The organism is Castellaniella sp. (assembly GCF_041675725.1).
In the GTDB taxonomy this organism is placed as follows: Bacteria; Pseudomonadota; Gammaproteobacteria; order Burkholderiales; family Burkholderiaceae_B; genus Castellaniella.
Genome location: NZ_JBAYTI010000035.1, coordinates 1 through 17,579 on the forward strand (window position 1 = coordinate 1; position 17,579 = coordinate 17,579).

Sequence of the window (17,579 nt, forward strand, 5' to 3'; positions counted from 1 at the left end):
CATGTCCACGCCGTCCACATCGAACCACTTGCGCGCGATGCTGGCCCCCACGTCGGGCTTGTTCTGGTGGTCGGCGGAAATCACGTCCACCTTCAGGTTGGAACCCGTGGCCTCGAGATAATCGGCCACCGCCATGCGGGCCGCCAGAACCGACCCGGGCCCGGCAATTTCCACGTAGGGGCCGGACATGTCGTTCATGACCCCGATGCGCACGACGTCGTCGGACACCTGGGCCCCTGCCGGGGCGACTGCCAATAGGCCCGCCGCGGCCAACAAAGAAGCAAGCAAAGTTTGTTTCATGGTTTGTCTCCTGTGAGAGTATTGATTTCGGCCCGTGCTTCGGTCCGTGCGCCCCCCATTGGGGGGCTCAGTGATCGCCATAGACGGGCACTCGTTTTTCGGCAAAGGCGCGAATGCCTTCATCTGCATCCCGCGTTTGCAGTACGGCGGCAAATTCGCGGGTTTCCAGAGCCAGATCTTCTGCCAGCGCCGTGTAGCGCGGATGGCGCAAGAGCCGCGTGCAAGCCCGCACGGCCCTGGGCGCCCGGGCGGCAATGGTCTGGGCCATGTCCAGGGCGCGCTCGAGCAGGGTCTCGGGTGTCGTGATTTCACTGATGAGCCCCGCCTGCAAGGCCCGTTCGGCATCGATGCTGCGGCCGGTCAGGATCATTTCCGCCGCCAGGGCGGATGGAATCGTGCGCGGCAGGCGCGTGCAGCCGCCCCCGCCCGCCAATACGCCCACGGTGATCTCCGGCAGGCCAAAACGCGCATTGGATGACGCGATGCGCAAGTCGCAGGCCAGCGCCAGTTCGAGCCCGCCCCCCAGGGCGACGCCGTTGATGGCCGCCAGCAACGGCTTGCTGGTTACGGAACGGTGCGTCACGCCACAAAACTGGGGATCGTACGTGCCGGCCGCCATGCTGCTGCGCAGGTGTGGCAGCAATTCGATGATGTCGGCGCCCGCGCAGAATGCCTTGTCACCTGCGCCAGTCAGGACGATGCAGCGGACCTGGTCGTCACGCTCCAGCGTATTCAGGCACTCGGCCATCCGGTCGCTGGTCGCCGGATCGATGGCATTGTGCTTGTGGACGCGTGAGAGGGTGAGTACGCCCACCCCCTGCACGGGATAAGAAATCAGGACAGTGGCAGCCATGTCTCGGTTCACCTGGTTTTTTGGAAATGGTAGCATAACCGTACGGTCGACCGTATGATACTATTTAACCGGACGGTCGACCGTACGTAATTCATAGGAAGGATTATGCAAGCCGAAGAACACGAAGTCAATGAACGCGCCTACCGACGCTTGCTGGACGAGCTCTTCGAGGCCCGGCAGGCCGCCTGGATGGGTGGCAGCGACGCCACTCGCAAGAAGCACCTGAAACGGCACCGTATCCTGGTGCGCGACCGCATCGAGCTGCTGCTGGACGAGGGCTCGCCCTTTCTGGAACTGGGCGAACTCGCGGGCGAAGGCATGTACAAGGGGGTGGGCCCGGGTGCCGGCCTGGTCACGGGGATCGGCCTGGTTCAGCAAAAGGCCTGCATGATCATCGCCAACGACCCCACCGTCAAGGGCGGAACCTACTTCGGCATGACCGTAAAAAAACATGTACGAGCGCAGCAATTCGCCCTGCAGCACCGCCTGCCCTGCGTCACCCTGGTCGACAGCGGCGGCGCCTTCCTGCCCGACCAGGCCAACATATTTCCGGACGACAACCACTTCGGGGCCATGTTCAGATACCAGGTCGAAATGTCCTCGCAGGGCATCGCGCAAATTGCCGTGGTGCTGGGTGCCTGCACGGCCGGCGGCGCCTATATTCCGGCGCTGTGCGATGAAGTCGTGATCGTGCGCGGCAAGGGGTTCATGTACCTGGGCGGCCCCCAGCTGGTGCAGGCGGCCACCGGCGAGATCGTGGACGCCGAACATCTGGGCGGCGCCGAGATGCACAGCCGCCTGAGCGGCGTCACCGATCACCTGGCCGAAGACGATGGCCATGCCATCGCCATTGCCCGGCAGCTCGTCCAGGAATTACCCCCCATGGCCGCACCCCTGCGGGACCGGATACAGGCCCAGCCACCCGCGCGCCCGGTTACGGACATCTACCGGCTCATCAGCCCCAATTCCAAGATTCCCACCCCCACCCGCGAAGTACTCAAGTGCCTGCTGGACGCGGGCGAGATGACCGAATTCAAGAGCGAGTTTGGCGATACCCTGATCACCGGCTTCGCGCGCATGGGCGGATGGCGCGTCGGGGTATTGGCCAACGCCGGCGTGCTGTTCACCGAAAGCGCGATCAAGGCGACACACTTCATCGACCTGTGCTGCAAGCGGGATATCCCTCTGCTGTTTCTGGCCGACGTATCGGGCTTCATGGTCGGGCGCAATGCAGAAGAAGGCGGTATCGCCAAGGCGGGGGCGCGCTTCATCACGGCCATGAGCTCGGCCCGGGTACCGAAGTTCACGATCATCACGGGCGGCTCCTACGGCGCGGGCTATCTCGCCATGTGCGGTCGGGCGTTTCGTCCCAATGCCATGTTCATGTGGCCCAATGGCCGCTCCGCCATCATGGGGCCCGACCAGGCGGCCACAACCCTTGCCCTGGTGAAGCGCCACAACATCGAAGCGCAGGGACTGAGCTGGAGCCCGGAAGAGGAAGAGGCATTCAAGGCGCCCATCCGCGAGCAATATGAAACCTTTGCCGCTGCGCGCAATTTTGCGCGCCACTTATGGGTAGATGGCATCCTCGACCCGGCAGAAACCCGGGAAACGCTGACGCTGCTGCTCGACCTGGCGGCCCGCGTTCCCTCCGAGCCGACCCAATTCGGCGTCTTTCGCATGTAATCAAAGCCATGTACAAAAAAATTCTGATTGCCAACCGGGGCGAGGTCGCCTGCCGCATCGCCCGCACCCTGCGACGCATGGGTATCGCAGCGGCCACCGTGCACTCCAGCGACGACGCGCAGGCTCTGCACGTACGGGAAATCGGCGAGTCGATATGGATCGGCCAGGGTCCGGCCAGGGACAGCTACCTGAACATCGAAGCCATTCTGCAGGCCGCCCGGGCGACGGGCGCCGATGCCATCCACCCGGGCTTCGGTTTTCTGTCCGAAAATCCGCAGCTGGCGGCCCGGTGCGCAGAATTGGGCATTGCCTTCATCGGGCCCAGCCCCGAAACGCTCGAGCTGTTCGGCGACAAGGCCGCGTCCAAGGCGCTGGCCCATGAACTGGGCATCCCCATCGCCGCCGGGCTGCTCGAAGCCTCCGACGACGTCGCCCACGTGATGCGCGGCATGAAGGCGCTGCCCATGCCATGTGTGGTCAAGGCCGTGGCGGGCGGCGGGGGCAAAGGCATGCGCGTGATCCGCAGCCTGGACGCGGCGCAGAACGCGATCGAAGCCGCTATCCGCGAGGGCCGGTCCTCTTTTGGAGACGGCCGCGTCCTCATCGAGCGCTATCTGGATCGGCCGCGACACATCGAGGTGCAGATTCTCGGCGACGGTCAGGGCAATGTGGTGCACCTGTATGATCGCGAGTGTTCATTGCAGCGCCGCCACCAGAAGGTGGTAGAAGAAGCGCCGGTGTGCAGTCTTTCCAACGCGGCGCGCGAACAACTCTGGGCCCATGCCGTCGCGCTGGGCCAGAAGGTCCGCTACCGGGGGCTGGGAACGGTCGAATTCGCCGTGACTCAAGAGGCCGCGGTGTTCCTGGAAGTCAATCCTCGCCTGCAGGTGGAACACCCCGTCACGGAAGGCATTCTCGGGCTGGATCTGATCGAGTTGCAGATCCGGACCGTCGCCAGCGGTGCGCTGGCCATTTCCCAATCTGAAGTGCCAAACCCGAGCGGCCACGCCATCCAGGCGCGCCTGTATGCAGAAGATCCCGAGCAGGGTTTCATGCCGTCGACCGGGCTGATTCAGGTGTTCCGGGTCGGTTCCGGGGTGCGCGTCGACAGCGGCATCGCTTCGGGCTCCGTGATCAGCCCGCATTACGACCCCATGATCGCCAAGCTGATCGCCCACGAGGCATCACGCGAACAGGCGCTGCAGCGGCTGCGGGAAGCCTTGTCGACGACCGCGGTGCTGGGCGTGACCAGCAACCGGGCCTTTCTGCTGGAATTGCTGGACACCCAGGCCGTGCGCGACAACCACGTCGATACCGAGACCATCGATCGATGGCTCGCGGCCCAGTCTGGCGCAGAACCGTCCATACCGTACATCGCGGCATTGATGGCAGTCTGGCGGCGCCGCCAGCGGCTGGCCGGCCCGGGCACCGGCGCCTGGCAGGACGGCGGGCTGACGGGTTGGCGCCTGCAGCGCCAGCCCGACGCCCTCCCGCCGGGATCCGTCACGCACCGCTACCGGGTATCGGCAGGCAAGCGAAACTGGCTGGTGGGCTTTGGCCCCACGACGCCGGAAGGCGGCTGGCCCGTGCGGGTGGACGACGACGTGCTGACCCTCCATCTGCACGAAGTGCACGAAGATGGCCATTGCCTGTTGTCCTGTGGTGAGCGCACGATACGCATGACGGCCTTCAGCCTCGAAAACCGGGCATGGGCGGACACGGCAGACGCCACGCTGACCCTTGACATCGACCCCCTGCATTCGGCACGATCCAAGGCAGGCAGCGAGAAGGCCGGTACGGTGCTGGCCCCCATCATGGGCACCCTGATCGCCGTGCACGTGAAAGTCGGCCAGCCGGTTGCCGCCGGAGAGCGCCTGGCCACGCTCGAGTCCATGAAAATGGAAATGCCGATCCTGGCCTCCGCGACCGGCGACGTCGAGTGGATCGGCTGCAGCGTCGGCGCCAAGGTCGAGCGCAACCAGGCGCTGTTTCGCGTCGCAGACGTCATTTGACGAAGAGGCCCCCCATGAACTTACCGAAGCGCATCGAAATCCACGAGGAAGGCCCCCGAGAGGGGTTCCAGATCGAGAAACCCGGCTTCAGCCTGCAAGACCGTGCGAGCCTGGTCGAGGCACTGGCCGCGACGGGCCTTGCGCAAATCCAGGTCGCCTCTTTCGTGAACCCGGTCAAGGTTCCGCAAATGGCCGATGCCGCGCAGTTATTCCAGGCCATCCACAAACGGCCCGGAGTCCGCTATACCGCCTTGTGGCTCAATGAAAAAGGGTTTCGGCGGGCCGCGTCCGTGGCCGAAGTCGACCTCGAGGGCGTTCTGTATTTTTATGCATCAGACGCCTTCTGCCAACGCAACAACAACAGCTCGGCGCAAGAACACGCGCGCGCGCAGGCCCAGTGGGTACAGTTATACCGCGACTTCGGCCTGACCGTGCACAAGGCCTACCTGATGACGGCATTCGGCTGCAACTTCGAAGGCGAGATTTCCCTGGAGCAGTTGCGCAAGGCGCTGACGGATATTGCCGCGCTGCAAGATGAAACCGGTATCGCCCTGAAAGAAGTCTACCTGGCCGATACGGTGGGCTGGGCCAACCCGAACGCCATACGCGAGCGGGTCGATCTGACCCGCCACATTTTCCCACAGGCGCGGATCGGCCTGCACCTGCATGACACCCGGGGGATCGGCATGGCCAATGCCTATGCGGCCCTGCAGGAACAGGTCGACCTGTTCGACGCCTCGGTCGCCGGGCTGGGCGGCTGCCCGTTCAGCGGCCACGCGCACGGGGGGGCCGCGGGCAACATCTGTACCGAAGATCTCGTCTTCCTGTGCCACGAGCTCGGTATCGAAACAGGGGTGGCGCTCGATCCCCTGATCGAGGCGGCCCGGCTGGCCGAGCGCATCATCGGCCGGCGCCTCGACGGGAAAATCATGCACAGTGGCAGTCTGGAGAAATTTCGATAAAAGGATAGACTCATGAGCACCCCGCCTTCCTCTGCACGACTGGATCTGACCGACCTGTTTCGCAAGCGGGTGCGCATGCACCCCGACGCGCCTGCCCTGAGCCAGCAGGCGCAAACGCTCACCTATCGAGCACTGGACGCACAGGTGCGGCGGTGGGCCGAACTGCTGCATGCACGCGGGCTGCGCCATGGCGATCGCATCGTGATCTGGTCCGAGAACCGCACCGAATACATCGAGATCCAGCTGGCCTGCGCCCGCCTGGGCCTGCTGCTGGCCTGTCTCAACTGGCGCCTGCACGAATCCGAGCAGCGGCATTGCATCCGGCTCGTACAGCCGGCCCTGGCGATCGTATCGGGCCGGTACCGGCAAGCCCTGGCCGCACTGGATCATGGCGTGCCCGACGTCCTCGACCTGGACGCCGCGCCCGATTTCCCGGCGGGCACCACCCACGAAACGGCCGAGGCCGCCGACCCCGAGGACGGCTTCCTGATCCTGTACACGAGCGGCACCACGGGCCTGCCGAAGGGGGCCGTCATCAGCCAGCGGGCCAGCACGGCCCGCGCCATGGCATTTGCAGCCGACTACGGCATGACCCAGGCAGACGGCTTCATCGCCTGGTCGCCGCTGTTTCACATGGCCGCCACCGATCACGCCCTGGCCACCCTGCTGCTGGGCGGCCACGTCATCGTGCAGGATGGCTTCTCGGCTGCGGATATCCACGCCGTCCTCACCCGCGAGCGCATCGGCTGGCTGATGCTGATGCCGGGCGTCATCGAACCCATGATCGCCGCGCTGCAGGCTTCGACCACGCCGCTGTGCGGCGTGCGCATGGCCGGCGCCATGGCCGATCTGGTGCCCCGGCACCAGCTGGCCGAACTGACCCGCCTGCTGGGCGCACCGTACGTGAACACATTCGGATCCACCGAGACCGGGCTGGCCCCCGCATCGGGCGCGCTGCTGGCCATCGGAGAGGCGCCAGAATCACTACCCAAACGCGAATCCGGCTGGTGCACCGTGCGCCTGACAGACAGCCGCGGGCAAGCCGTGCCCGCGGGCGTACCGGGCGACATGCGGGTGCGCGGGCCGGGGCTCTTTTCCGGCTATTGGGCCGATGGCCGCGTCGATGCGACCGAACTCGCCAGCGGATGGTTCAACATGGGCGACATGTTCGTGCGCCGGGCCGACGGTGCGCTCGAGTTCGTCGACCGCAGCAAGTACCTGATCAAGTCGGGCGGCGAAAATATCTACCCGGCCGAAATCGAACGGGTCCTGCTGACCCACCCCCAAGTACAGGAAGCGGTGGTCGTGCGCCGGAAAGACGATCAATGGGGCGAGGTGCCGGTCGCTTTCGTCGCGGTCAGCCATGCCGACGTATCGCCCGAAGATCTGGCCGCCTTGTGCCGCCAACACCTTGCGGGCTACAAAATCCCCAAGGACATCCGCATCGTGCCCAACAGTGTCCTGCCACGCAGCAGCACCGGCAAGGTCCAGAAGAAGCTCGTCGAAGAGCAGCTGCTCCGGCCATAAGCCATAAGCCATGGGCCGTCAGGCCTGGAGCATGCGCTCGACCATCCGCTGGTAGAGATAGGTCAGCCGTTTGGGCGTGACCCCGCCATCCGGGCGATACCAATTGCTCACGCCCGTCAGCAAGGCCAATATGGCCTTGCCGGTAATGGCCGGGTTTTCGATCTTCCACAACCCTTCTTTTTTGCCGCGCGCCAGAATGGCGCGCAAATGCCTTTCGTATTGACGGCGCTTTTCGATCACGCGCGCATATTGCTCTTTGGAGAGGCTGCGCAATTCCATATTGCCGATGAAGACCTCTTCTCTGCGCGCGGTGTGCCACTCGATGTGAAAGTGCACGAACTGGCGCAGGGCTTCCTGCGTGTCGGTGACCTGGGCCATGTGCGCGTCGAAGTCGAGCAACAGCTCGGTCATGATTTCATCGAGCAAGGCCCCCAGGAATTCCTGCTTCTGCGGGATATAGTTGTGCAGGGAGCCCACCCGCAAACCCACGTCGGCCGCCAGCGCCCTGAGGCTCATGGCCTCGTAGCCATAGCGATAGATTCGCTGGATTGCCGCCTTGCGGATCGCTTGCTTGGTATCGGAACCACTGACTCCGACAGGTCTGGCCATTCGTTCAGGTCCTTTTCTTTCAATCAATGGCAGGTTCGGCCAGCTGCCTCGGCCCCCGATACATGACACGGGCCCGTTCCAGCATGAATTCGATCAATGTGGATATGGAGCGCGTGTGGTAGCGGTTGGGCATATATAACATATAGATGCGTGTCCCGAAGATGCTGAGCTGCCATTCATCCAGCGTCGTCACGGCCTGGCCCTGCCGGATATCGTCCTCGATCACGTAGTCGGGCACGATGCCCACCCCCAGCCCCGCGCGAATGGCCTGGTGCAGAAACTGAAAATTCTGGGACACCAGCGTGGGTTCGAGCATGATGACCTTGCGCTCTTCGCCCTGGTAGGCCGACAGGCGCAACTGCCGGCCCGATACGCTGGCGGTGACCAGCGGATACGCCTGCAGGCCATCCAGGCTGGCCGGCATGCCATGCGCCCGGGCGTACTCGACCGATGCGCAGGCCACGTAGCGTACCGGCGCGATGAACCGCGCCACCAGGTTGTCCGGAGGATTCGAGATGACGCGGATGGAGACGTCGACCTCTTCGCGCAACATGTCGGTGACCAGGTTCTCGAACACCACGTCGAGTACGATACCGGGATACTGCCGCTTGAAGTCGATCAGCCAGCTGCCCAGGACATCCTGGCCAAAACCGCTGGGCACGCTGAGACGCACGCGCCCCCGCAGCAGCTGGCCCAGCTCGCACACGGATTCGCGCGCGCCCGCCACTTCGTTGCGGATGTTGCAGCCGTGTTCATACAGCCGCAGGCCGACTTCAGTGGCTTCGAAACTGCGCGTGGTGCGGCGCACGAGCTGCTGACCCAAGGCCTGCTCCATGCGCTTGAGGTGGTAGCTGACGTTGGCGCGGGTCATTTTCAGGCGGCGCGCGGCGGCGCTGAGGCTGCCGGCATCGAGGATTTCGACCAAAAAAATGAGTGCCTGTGCGTCCAACGAAACTGACCGAATTAGCGTCAAGTATTATTTGACAGTGTGTCAATTATAGCTGTGATTGTAAAATTTCGGATGCACTGACAAAATAAGCCTCACATAGGATGCCCGGCATCCGTTCCAACGATGAAGGCCCTTGAACATGCACACAGCAAACGCGCGCCCCGACCTCGTGTCCTGGCAGGCCGAAGGCCCTGTCCTGGTCGTGACGCTGAACCACCCCCCCGTCAACGCCCTGAATGCAGCCGTACGCGCTGGCCTGCTCGAGGCCATCGACACGGCCGAAACCCGGCCCGATATCCAGGCGCTGGTGCTGGTAGGCGCCGGGAAAAACTTCATCGCCGGCGCGGACATCCGTGAATTCGGCCAGCCGCCGCGCCCGCCCGCCCTGCCCGACGTCTGCCTGCGCATCGAGTCCTGCAGCAAACTCGTCGTCGCGGCGATTCGCGGCGCGGCATTGGGGGGCGGCCTCGAAATCGCCATGGCGGCGCATTACAGAATCGCCCACACCGACGCCCGGCTGGGCCTGCCAGAGGTCAACCTCGGGCTGCTGCCTGGGGCTGGCGGCACCCAGCGGGCCCCCCGCCTGATCGGCACAGCGGCCGCACTGGACCTGATTCTGTCAGGCAAGCCAATGACTGGCGCGGCCGCGTGCGCAGCCGGCCTGATCGATCGCACCAGCACAGACGACGACATGCGCCGGGCAGGCACCGGATACGCACAAGAACTGCTCAAGGCGGGCCGGCCGCTGCAAAGAACCCGCGAACGCCCTATTCCGACCCCCATCGAGCAGACAGAAAAGGCCCTGTCCGAGGCGCGTGCGCAACTGGCCCAAAAATACCGCGGCCTGCACTCGCCAGCGCGCATCATCGATGCCATCGAAGCCAGTGCCGGCCTGCCATTCGAGGCAGGCCTGCTGAAAGAGCGGGCGTTCTTTCTCGAATGCCTGGAAACCCCGCAGCGCAAGGCCTTGGTGCATGCGTTCTTTGCCGAAAGAAAAGCCGCCCGGCCACCAGGCCTGCGCGAAGCGACGCCCAGGCCCGTCGATCATGTTGGCGTCGTGGGCGGCGGCACCATGGGCTCCGGGATCACCGTGGCCCTGCTCAGGGCGGGCCTGGCCGTCACCCTGATCGAGCAGGACGAAGCCAGCCTCCAGCGCGGACACGACCGGGTACGCGGCCTGCTCGACGCCCAGGTCGACAGCCGGCGCATTCGCCCCGAGACGCGTGACCAGCTATTGCAGCAATTGCGCACCTCCACGGCCTATGAGGCCCTTGCCAAGGCCGACCTGGTGATCGAAGCCGTGTACGAAGACATGGCCGCCAAGCAGGCCGTCTTCTCCGCCCTGGACCGGGTCTGCCGCCCAGGGGCCCTGTTGGCCAGCAACACCTCGTACCTGGACCTGGACGCCCTGGCGGCCACCGTGTCCAGGCCAGGCGACGTCGTGGGCCTGCATTTTTTCTCACCGGCGCACGTCATGAGGCTGCTCGAGGTCGTCGTGCCCACCGGGGCCGCCGATGACGCGGTCTCCACCGCCTTCGCGCTGGCGCGCCGGCTTGGCAAGACGGCTGTACGCGCCGGGGTGTGCGACGGCTTCATCGGCAACCGTATCCTGCGCGCCTGCCGCCAGGCGGCCGACTATCTCCTCGCGGATGGGGCCTCCCCCTATGAGATCGATGCCGCCCTGTACCAATTTGGCTACCCCATGGGCCCGTTTCGCATGTCCGATCTGGCGGGCGGCGACATCGGCTGGGCCACCCGCAAACGGATGGCCCCCCACCGAGACCCACAGCTGCGCTACGTGCCCATCGCCGACCAGCTCTGCGAGCGCGGCTGGTTCGGCCAAAAGACCGGGCGGGGCTGGTACCGTTACGCAGAGGGCAGCCGGGCGGGCTCGGAAGACCCGGACGTACTCGCGATCGTGGACGAAGAACGCCGCAAGGCGGGGTGGGCGACCCGCACATTCAGCGAGGACGACATCGTGCGCCGCTACCTGGCCGCCATGGTGAACGAGAGTGCCCGCGTCGTCAGCGAAGGGATCGCATCGCGCCCACTGGACGTGGACGTCGTCCTGCTGCTCGGCTACGGCTTCCCCCGCTACCGGGGCGGTCCCCTGCATTATGCCGACCAGGTCGGCGCCGCCCGTATACTGGCCGATATCCACGCCTTTGCCGCGGACGACCCGGCATTCTGGCAGCCGGCGCCCCTGCTCGTCTCGCTGGCCGAGCGCGGCGCCTGCTTTGCCGAGCTGAACGAAACACCGCCCCACGAGACCCACTGACCACCGAGGACACCATGGATCTGAACTTCACGCCCGAGGAAACGCAGTTTCGCGATCAGGTACGGGCATTCCTGGCCGCCGAGCTGCCTGCGACGCTGTCCGACAAAGTCGCCAAAGGCAAGCACCTGAGCAAACAGGATCTGCAAACCTGGCATGACATCCTGAACGCCCGGGGCTGGCTGGCCAGCCACTGGCCCGTCGAGTACGGCGGAACGGGCTGGAACCCCATAGAGCGGTTCATTTTCGAAAACGAATGCGCGCTGGCCAACGCCCCTCGCACGATTCCCTTCGGCGTCAACATGCTCGGGCCCGTGCTGATCCGCTACGGTACCGAGGCGCAGAAACGCCATTGGCTGCCACGCATCCTCGATGGCTCCGACTGGTGGTGCCAGGGCTATTCGGAACCCGGCGCCGGGTCCGACCTGGCGGCCCTGCAGTGCCGCGCCGTGCGCGATGGCGACCATTATGTGGTCAATGGCCAGAAGACGTGGACGACGCTGGGGCAATACGCCAACATGATCTTCTGCCTGGTGCGCACCGATCCCACAGCCAAAAAACAATCCGGGATCAGTTTCCTGCTCATCGACATGAACTCGCCGGGCGTCGAGGTACGGCCCATCATTACGCTGGATGGCGCCCATGAGGTGAATGAGGTCTTTTTCACCGACGTGCGCGTGCCAGCCGAGAACCTGGTCGGCGAGGAAAACCAAGGCTGGACCTACGCAAAATACCTGCTCACCTACGAGCGCACAAACATCGCCGGGACAGGCTACTCGATGGTCGCCTTCGAGCGCCTGCGGAAATATGCCGGCAAGGCGCTGAAGAACGGCCGGCCGCTGGATCAGGACCCGCTGTTTTCCGCGCGCATGGCCCGCGTCGCCATCGATCTCGAAAACATGAAACTCACCAACCTGCGCGTCATCGCGGCGGTGGCCGGCGGCGGCGCCCCTGGCATGGAAAGCTCGATCCTGAAAATCTGCGGTACCCGCATCCGCCAGGAAATCACTTCGCTCATGCGTCGCGCCATGGGCCCCTATGCGCAACCTTTCATTGCCGACGCACTGCAATCCGATGCGCAAGCCGAACCAGTCGGGCCTGCCGAGGCGGCACCGGTGTCCGTGCAATACTTCAACAACAGGAAGCTCTCCATCTACGGGGGGTCCAATGAAATCCAGCGCAACATCATCGCCAAGATGACCCTGGGCCTGTAGAGGATATCCAGACCATGAATTTCGAACTCACCGAAGACCGCCGGATGCTGGCCGACTCCCTGGGCCGCTATCTTCGCGAACAATACACCTTCGAAACACGCCAGCAGATTGCCGCCTCCGCGCAAGGCTACAGCCGCCAGCACTGGCAGGCGCTGGCAGAGCTCGGCGTCATCGGCGCCCTGTTCTCCGATGCCCACGGCGGTTATGGCGGCAGCGGCTTCGACCTGGCCGTCGTGTTCGAAGAACTTGGCCGCGCACTGGTCGTCGAACCTTTTCTGCCCACGGTCCTGGCCGGGCGTCTGTTGGCCGAAGCCGGCGCACCCGCCCACCTGGCTCTGGTCAACCGGCTGATCGAAGGCCAAGAAATCGTGGCGTTCGCCCACGGCGAACCACAGGCCCCCCTGGATGCCGTGCACGTCTGCACACGCGCCACACGAGCCGGCGAACACTGGGTCCTGACAGGCCAGAAAGCGGTCGTCTGGCATGCCGAAGCTGCCTCGGCCTTCGTCATCAGTGCCCGCACCTGTGGGCAACCCGAGGACCACGGCGGCCTGTCCCTGTTTCTGGTACCCGCCGATGCCGCCGGGCTGTCGATGCGCGGCTATCCCCTGATCGACGGGGGCCGCGCTGCCGAGCTCTCGTTCGACCAGGTCCGTCTGCGATCCGATGCCTTGCTCGGCCGTGCGGGGGGTGCCTGGCCCGCCATCGAACGCGCGCTCGGGGCAGGCCTCGTGGCCCTGTGTGCCGAAGCGCTCGGCGCCATGGACACCACGCGCCAGATGACGCTCGACTACCTGCGCCAGCGGCAGCAATTCGGGCAACCGCTCGGGCGCTTCCAGGCCTTGCAGCATCGCATGGTCGAGCTGCTCCTGGAAATCGAGCAGGCTCGTTCCGCAGTCATCCGTGCCGCGGCGGCGCTCGACGACGAAGACGCCCAGGCGCGCGAGCAGGCGCTGTCCATGGCCAAATACACGATCGGCCAGGCTGGCTGCCTGGTGGCCGAAGAGGCCATCCAGCTGCACGGCGGCATCGGCATGACCTGGGAGCTCCCCCTGTCGCACTACGCCAAACGGCTGATCATGATCGATCACCAGCTCGGCGATGCCGACTTCCACCTGCAGCGCTATATCGACCTGACGCGCACTCCGGCCACCCCCTGAAGCGGCCCCGAAGCGGGCGGCAAGCCGCAGGCGGCCGGATGGCGGTATCATGGGGCCTCATGGGGCCGTCCGCCAGCCGCCGTAGGGCTTGGCTTGTGTACGGGGGCGTGCGGCATCGGGCCCAAAGGCACGAAAGACAGGCGGCAGGCCGTTCAAGACCAAGGAGTCCTCGATGCACATACTGATTATCGGCGCCGCCGGCATGATAGGCCGCAAGCTGACCGAGCAGCTGGTGGCCCAGGGGCGGCTGGGCCCGACAGCAATCGAGCGTCTGACCCTCGCCGATATCGTGGTCCCCCAGCCACCTGCGGGCTTTGCCGGCGCGGCAGAGTGCGTGGCAGCCGATCTCTCCCAGCCCGCAACGGCCAGCCAGCTGCTGTCCGGGCGCCCCGACGTCGTTTTTCATCTGGCCGCCATCGTCTCGGGCGAAGCCGAGGCGCACTTCGAGAAGGGATACGCCATCAACCTGGATGGCACGCGCCACCTGCTCGAAGCCATCCGCCTGGCGCATGCCCAAGACGCCTATCGGCCCCGGCTGATCTTTACATCGTCCATTGCCGTCTTTGGCGCCCCATTCCCAGATGCCATCGACGACGAATTCCTCACGGCCCCCCTTACCAGCTATGGCACACAAAAGGCCGTGGCCGAGCTGCTGCTGTCGGACTACACCCGCAAGGGGTTCCTCGACGGCATCGGCATCCGCTTGCCGACTATCTGCATCCGGCCCGGCAAGCCCAACCTGGCCGCATCCGGTTTCTTCTCGAATATCCTGCGCGAACCCCTCGTCGGGCAGGAAGCCGTACTGCCAGTCTCGCGCGATCTACGCCACTGGTTCGCCAGCCCCCGCACCGCCGTCGGTTTCCTGCTGCATGCCGGGGCGCTGGACCTGGCCCGGATCGGGCCGCGGCGCTGCCTGAACATGCCAGGCCTGAGCGCCACGGTGGGCGATGAAATCGAAGCCCTGAAGCGGGTCGCCGGCGAACAGGCGGTCAAGCTGATTCGCTGCGAACCCGATGAAACCATCATTCGCATCGTCAGCGGCTGGGCCCAGAATTTCCAGCCGCAACGGGCCTTGGCGCTCGGCTTCAAGGCCGATGCCTCTTTCGACGACATCATCCGCAGCCACATCGACGATGAGCTCGGCGGCCATATCGGGCCATAGCCATGTTGCTCGGATGCATCGCAGACGACTTCACAGGGGCCAGCGATCTGGCCAATACGCTGGCCAAGGGGGGGATGACGACCACGCAATTTTCAGGCATCCCCCAAACAGCGGCCGCACCCGATTGCGAAGCGGGCGTGGTGGCGCTGAAGACACGCTCGATACCGGCCGGCGAGGCCGTCCGGCAATCACTCCAGGCCTTGCAATGGCTGCGCGAACAGGGCTGCCGGCAGTTCTTCTTCAAATACTGCTCCACCTTCGATTCCACGCCGCACGGCAACATCGGGCCCGTAGCCGAAGCGCTGCTGGACGCCACAGACGCCGGCAGCGCCATCGTCTGCCCCGCCTTTCCCGCCACCGGACGCGTACTGTGCCTGGGGCATCTTTTCGTCGACGGGCGGCTGCTCAGCGAATCCGGCATGGCGCATCATCCCCTGAACCCGATGACGGACCCGGACATCGTCCGTTGGCTGGGCCGCCAGACGGTGCTGGGGGTCGGCCAGGTGCCTTACTCGGTGGTCAGGCAGGGCCCCGAAGCCGTGGCCAAGGCCATGCAGGCCGAAGCCGAAGCCGGCCGGCCGCTGATCGTCGCCGACGCGCTATCGGATGCCGACCTGTATGTGCTGGGCCAGGCCATCGCCGGCCAACGGCTGGTCACCGGCGGCTCGGGCATCGCCCTGGGCCTGCCCGCCAACTTCCGGCAGGCCGGCCTGCTGGCCGATCGGCAGGCCGATGTCGCCCCGCTGGACGGGCCGAGCGCGGTCCTGTCGGGATCGTGTTCAGAGGCCTCCAACGGGCAGATTCAACACCATCTGGCGTCCCATCCGGGGCTGTTCCTGGATTCCGATGCCTTGATGCGCGGCGAGATTTCACCCGAGCAGGCGTGCGGCTTCGTGCTGGCCCACCTGGGGCAACAGCCGGCCGTCTATTCGACCGCCCCGCCCAGCCAGGTCGCCGCTGCCCAAAGCCGCTACGGTCGGGACGCCCTGGCGGCCCGCATCGAGCATTTCTTTGGCGCCCTCGCCAAACGGCTGGTCGAGGCAGGCGTCCGACGGCTGGCCATCGGCGGCGGTGAAACCTCCGGGGCCGTGGTCACCGCACTGGGGCTACAGGCGTTGCGCGTCGGGCGCGAGATCGATCCGGGGGTCCCGATACTGGCCAGTGAACACCCCACCGCGCTGCGGCTTGCCCTCAAGAGCGGCAATTTCGGGTCGACGGATTTCTACGAAAAAGCCCTAAGGGCCATGTCATCATGAGCACGACCGAACCCCCCTCGCCTTTTCACGTCGCCGTCATCGGCCTGGGGTCCATGGGCATGGGGGCCGCGCGATCCTGTCTTCGGGCCGGGCTGGCCACTTACGGCATCGACGTGCGCCAAGAGGCCCTCGATGCACTCAGCCAAGCCGGCGCCACGGCCGTGGGCACCGATGGGCGCGCCTTCGCCAGCCGGCTGGATGCGGTACTGCTGCTGCCGGTCAACGCGGCGCAATGCCGTAGCGCGCTGTTCGGCCCGCTCGGCATCGCGCCCCACCTCAGGCCCGGCACCCCGGTCATGGTCTCGGCGACCCAATCCGCCGCCGACGCCTGCCGCCTGAACGATGCGCTCAAAGCCCTTGACCTGCCCATGCTGGATGCGCCCGTGTCCGGCGGATCCATCCGCGCGGCCGAAGGCCGCATCACTGTGATGGCATCCGGCGCCAGCAGCACACTGGCCCGGCTGCGCCCCTTGCTGGACGCCATTGCGGCCCGGGTATTCGAGATCGGCCCGGACATCGGCCAAGGGTCCACCGTCAAGATCATTCATCAGCTGCTCGCCGGGGTGCACATCGCCGCGGCAGCCGAATCCATGGCGCTGGCCAGCCGGGCGGGCATTCCGCTGCAGACGCTCTACGATGTGGTCACCAGCGCCGCGGGCAATTCGTGGATGTTCGAAAACCGTATGCCGCACGTATTAAAGGGCGATTACACCCCCCATTCCAGCGTGGACATCTTCGTCAAGGATCTCGGGCTGGTACTCGATACCGGCCAGGCATTGAAATTTCCCACCCCGATCGCGGCACTGGCCCACAGCCTGTTCCTGAATGCCAGCAACGCCGGCTACGGCCAACAAGATGACAGCGCCGTGATCCGCAACTACGCCGGCATCCAGCTGCCAGGCGACGACCCGGATGACGTCACAGGCGGCGAGCCATGAACCACTCGGCCCCTGCCCGCCCCCACGAATGCGCCTTGCGCGAACGCATGGTTCTGCTCGGAAAGTCGATCTTCGACCGCGGCCTCACGGCCGGCAGCAGCGGTAACCTCAGCGTCCGCCTGGCCGATGGCTGGCTGATCACCCCCGCCAACAGCAGCCTGGGCCGGCTGGATCCGGCCCGGCTCTCGCGCCTGGATGCGCAGGGCCGGCTGATCCAGGGCGATCCCCCCTCTAAAGAAGCCGTATTGCACCAGGCCGTCTATGCCCATCGTCCGGCGGCTCAGGCGATCGTGCACCTGCATTCCACGTATTCGGCGGCCGTATCGTGCATGACGGGCCTGGACCCGCAGGATTGCATCCCGCCGCTCACCGCCTATTTCGTGATGAAAATCGGGCGCCTGCCGTTGATCCCCTACCACCGGCCAGGGGCACCCGACCTGGCCGAGGCCGTGGGGCGCCTCGCCAGGCGGCACCCCGCCGTACTGCTCGCCAACCATGGTCCGGTGGTATCCGGGGCCTCTCTGGAGGCAGCCCTCGATGCAACCGAAGAACTGGAAGAAACCGCGAAGCTCTTTCTGATGCTCAAGAACGTCGATACACGCCCCTTGAACACGCAGCAGATCGATGAGCTGAAAACCGTCTTCAAGCTTGAAATCTGAGCCGCCGCATCGGCCTG

General features: G+C 65.4%; 15 protein-coding genes. 11 read left to right on the forward strand and 4 right to left on the reverse strand.

What is annotated here, in order from left to right; all coding sequences use genetic code 11:
• A partial coding sequence (locus WCZ84_RS08575; protein WP_372685854.1) for an ABC transporter substrate-binding protein occupies positions 1–300 on the reverse strand: 300 nt, incomplete at its 3' end.
• A gap of 67 nt (positions 301–367) precedes the next feature.
• Positions 368–1,153, reverse strand: a complete 786-nt coding sequence (locus WCZ84_RS08580; RefSeq protein ID WP_372685855.1) for an enoyl-CoA hydratase/isomerase family protein — start codon at positions 1,151–1,153, stop codon at positions 368–370.
• A 105-nt stretch (positions 1,154–1,258) separates the two neighbouring features.
• On the opposite strand from WCZ84_RS08580, the gene WCZ84_RS08585 reads away from it, so the two are divergent.
• Genes WCZ84_RS08585 through WCZ84_RS08600 form a run of 4 tightly spaced genes read left to right on the forward strand, consistent with a single transcriptional unit; the run spans position 1,259 to position 7,340 of the window.
• The gene (locus WCZ84_RS08585; RefSeq protein ID WP_372685856.1) at positions 1,259–2,839 is read left to right on the forward strand and encodes an acyl-CoA carboxylase subunit beta; all 1,581 of its coding nucleotides are present in this window, start codon (positions 1,259–1,261) and stop codon (positions 2,837–2,839) included.
• Positions 2,840–2,847: 8 nt separating this feature from the next.
• The gene (locus tag WCZ84_RS08590) at positions 2,848–4,851 is read left to right on the forward strand and encodes a biotin carboxylase N-terminal domain-containing protein (protein WP_372685857.1); all 2,004 of its coding nucleotides are present in this window, start codon (positions 2,848–2,850) and stop codon (positions 4,849–4,851) included.
• 14 nt (positions 4,852–4,865) lie between these two features.
• On the forward strand, positions 4,866–5,813 hold the full coding sequence (locus tag WCZ84_RS08595; protein ID WP_372685858.1) for a hydroxymethylglutaryl-CoA lyase: 948 nt from the start codon (positions 4,866–4,868) through the stop codon (positions 5,811–5,813).
• Between the two features lie 12 nt (positions 5,814–5,825).
• A complete protein-coding gene (locus WCZ84_RS08600; RefSeq protein WP_372685859.1) occupies positions 5,826–7,340 on the forward strand; it encodes a class I adenylate-forming enzyme family protein in 1,515 nt (504 codons plus the stop codon).
• A gap of 18 nt (positions 7,341–7,358) precedes the next feature.
• Here WCZ84_RS08600 and WCZ84_RS08605 read toward each other — a convergent pair whose 3' ends face one another.
• On the reverse strand, positions 7,359–7,949 hold the full coding sequence (locus WCZ84_RS08605; RefSeq protein WP_372685860.1) for a TetR family transcriptional regulator: 591 nt from the start codon (positions 7,947–7,949) through the stop codon (positions 7,359–7,361).
• A gap of 19 nt (positions 7,950–7,968) precedes the next feature.
• Positions 7,969–8,898: a LysR family transcriptional regulator gene (locus WCZ84_RS08610; RefSeq protein WP_372685861.1), complete on the reverse strand. Its 930-nt coding sequence runs from the start codon at positions 8,896–8,898 to the stop codon at positions 7,969–7,971.
• Between the two features lie 139 nt (positions 8,899–9,037).
• On the opposite strand from WCZ84_RS08610, the gene WCZ84_RS08615 reads away from it, so the two are divergent.
• The 7 genes from WCZ84_RS08615 to otnC all read left to right on the forward strand — a co-directional run bounded on the left by WCZ84_RS08615 (position 9,038) and on the right by otnC (position 17,562).
• Entirely contained in the window at positions 9,038–11,176 is a 2,139-nt protein-coding gene (locus tag WCZ84_RS08615; RefSeq protein WP_372685862.1) for a 3-hydroxyacyl-CoA dehydrogenase NAD-binding domain-containing protein, read from the forward strand.
• 14 nt (positions 11,177–11,190) lie between these two features.
• On the forward strand, positions 11,191–12,387 hold the full coding sequence (locus WCZ84_RS08620; protein ID WP_372685863.1) for an acyl-CoA dehydrogenase family protein: 1,197 nt from the start codon (positions 11,191–11,193) through the stop codon (positions 12,385–12,387).
• Between the two features lie 14 nt (positions 12,388–12,401).
• Positions 12,402–13,547, forward strand: coding sequence for an acyl-CoA dehydrogenase family protein (locus WCZ84_RS08625; protein ID WP_372685864.1), 1,146 nt, complete (start codon positions 12,402–12,404; stop codon positions 13,545–13,547).
• A 172-nt stretch (positions 13,548–13,719) separates the two neighbouring features.
• Positions 13,720–14,709 carry a D-erythronate dehydrogenase gene (denD, locus tag WCZ84_RS08630; RefSeq protein ID WP_372685865.1) on the forward strand — a complete coding sequence of 330 codons (990 nt, stop codon included), beginning with the start codon at positions 13,720–13,722 and terminating at the stop codon, positions 14,707–14,709.
• A 2-nt stretch (positions 14,710–14,711) separates the two neighbouring features.
• Complete coding sequence (gene otnK, locus WCZ84_RS08635; protein WP_372685866.1) at positions 14,712–15,965, forward strand: 3-oxo-tetronate kinase; 1,254 nt, start codon at positions 14,712–14,714, stop codon at positions 15,963–15,965.
• Positions 15,962–16,903 (forward strand): L-threonate dehydrogenase, encoded by a 942-nt coding sequence (gene ltnD / locus WCZ84_RS08640; protein ID WP_372685867.1) that lies wholly within the window; start codon positions 15,962–15,964, stop codon positions 16,901–16,903. Before otnK ends, ltnD begins: the two co-directional genes overlap by 4 nt.
• Positions 16,900–17,562 carry a 3-oxo-tetronate 4-phosphate decarboxylase gene (gene otnC, locus WCZ84_RS08645; protein WP_372685868.1) on the forward strand — a complete coding sequence of 221 codons (663 nt, stop codon included), beginning with the start codon at positions 16,900–16,902 and terminating at the stop codon, positions 17,560–17,562. Before ltnD ends, otnC begins: the two co-directional genes overlap by 4 nt.
• Positions 17,563–17,579: the final 17 nt, after the last annotated feature.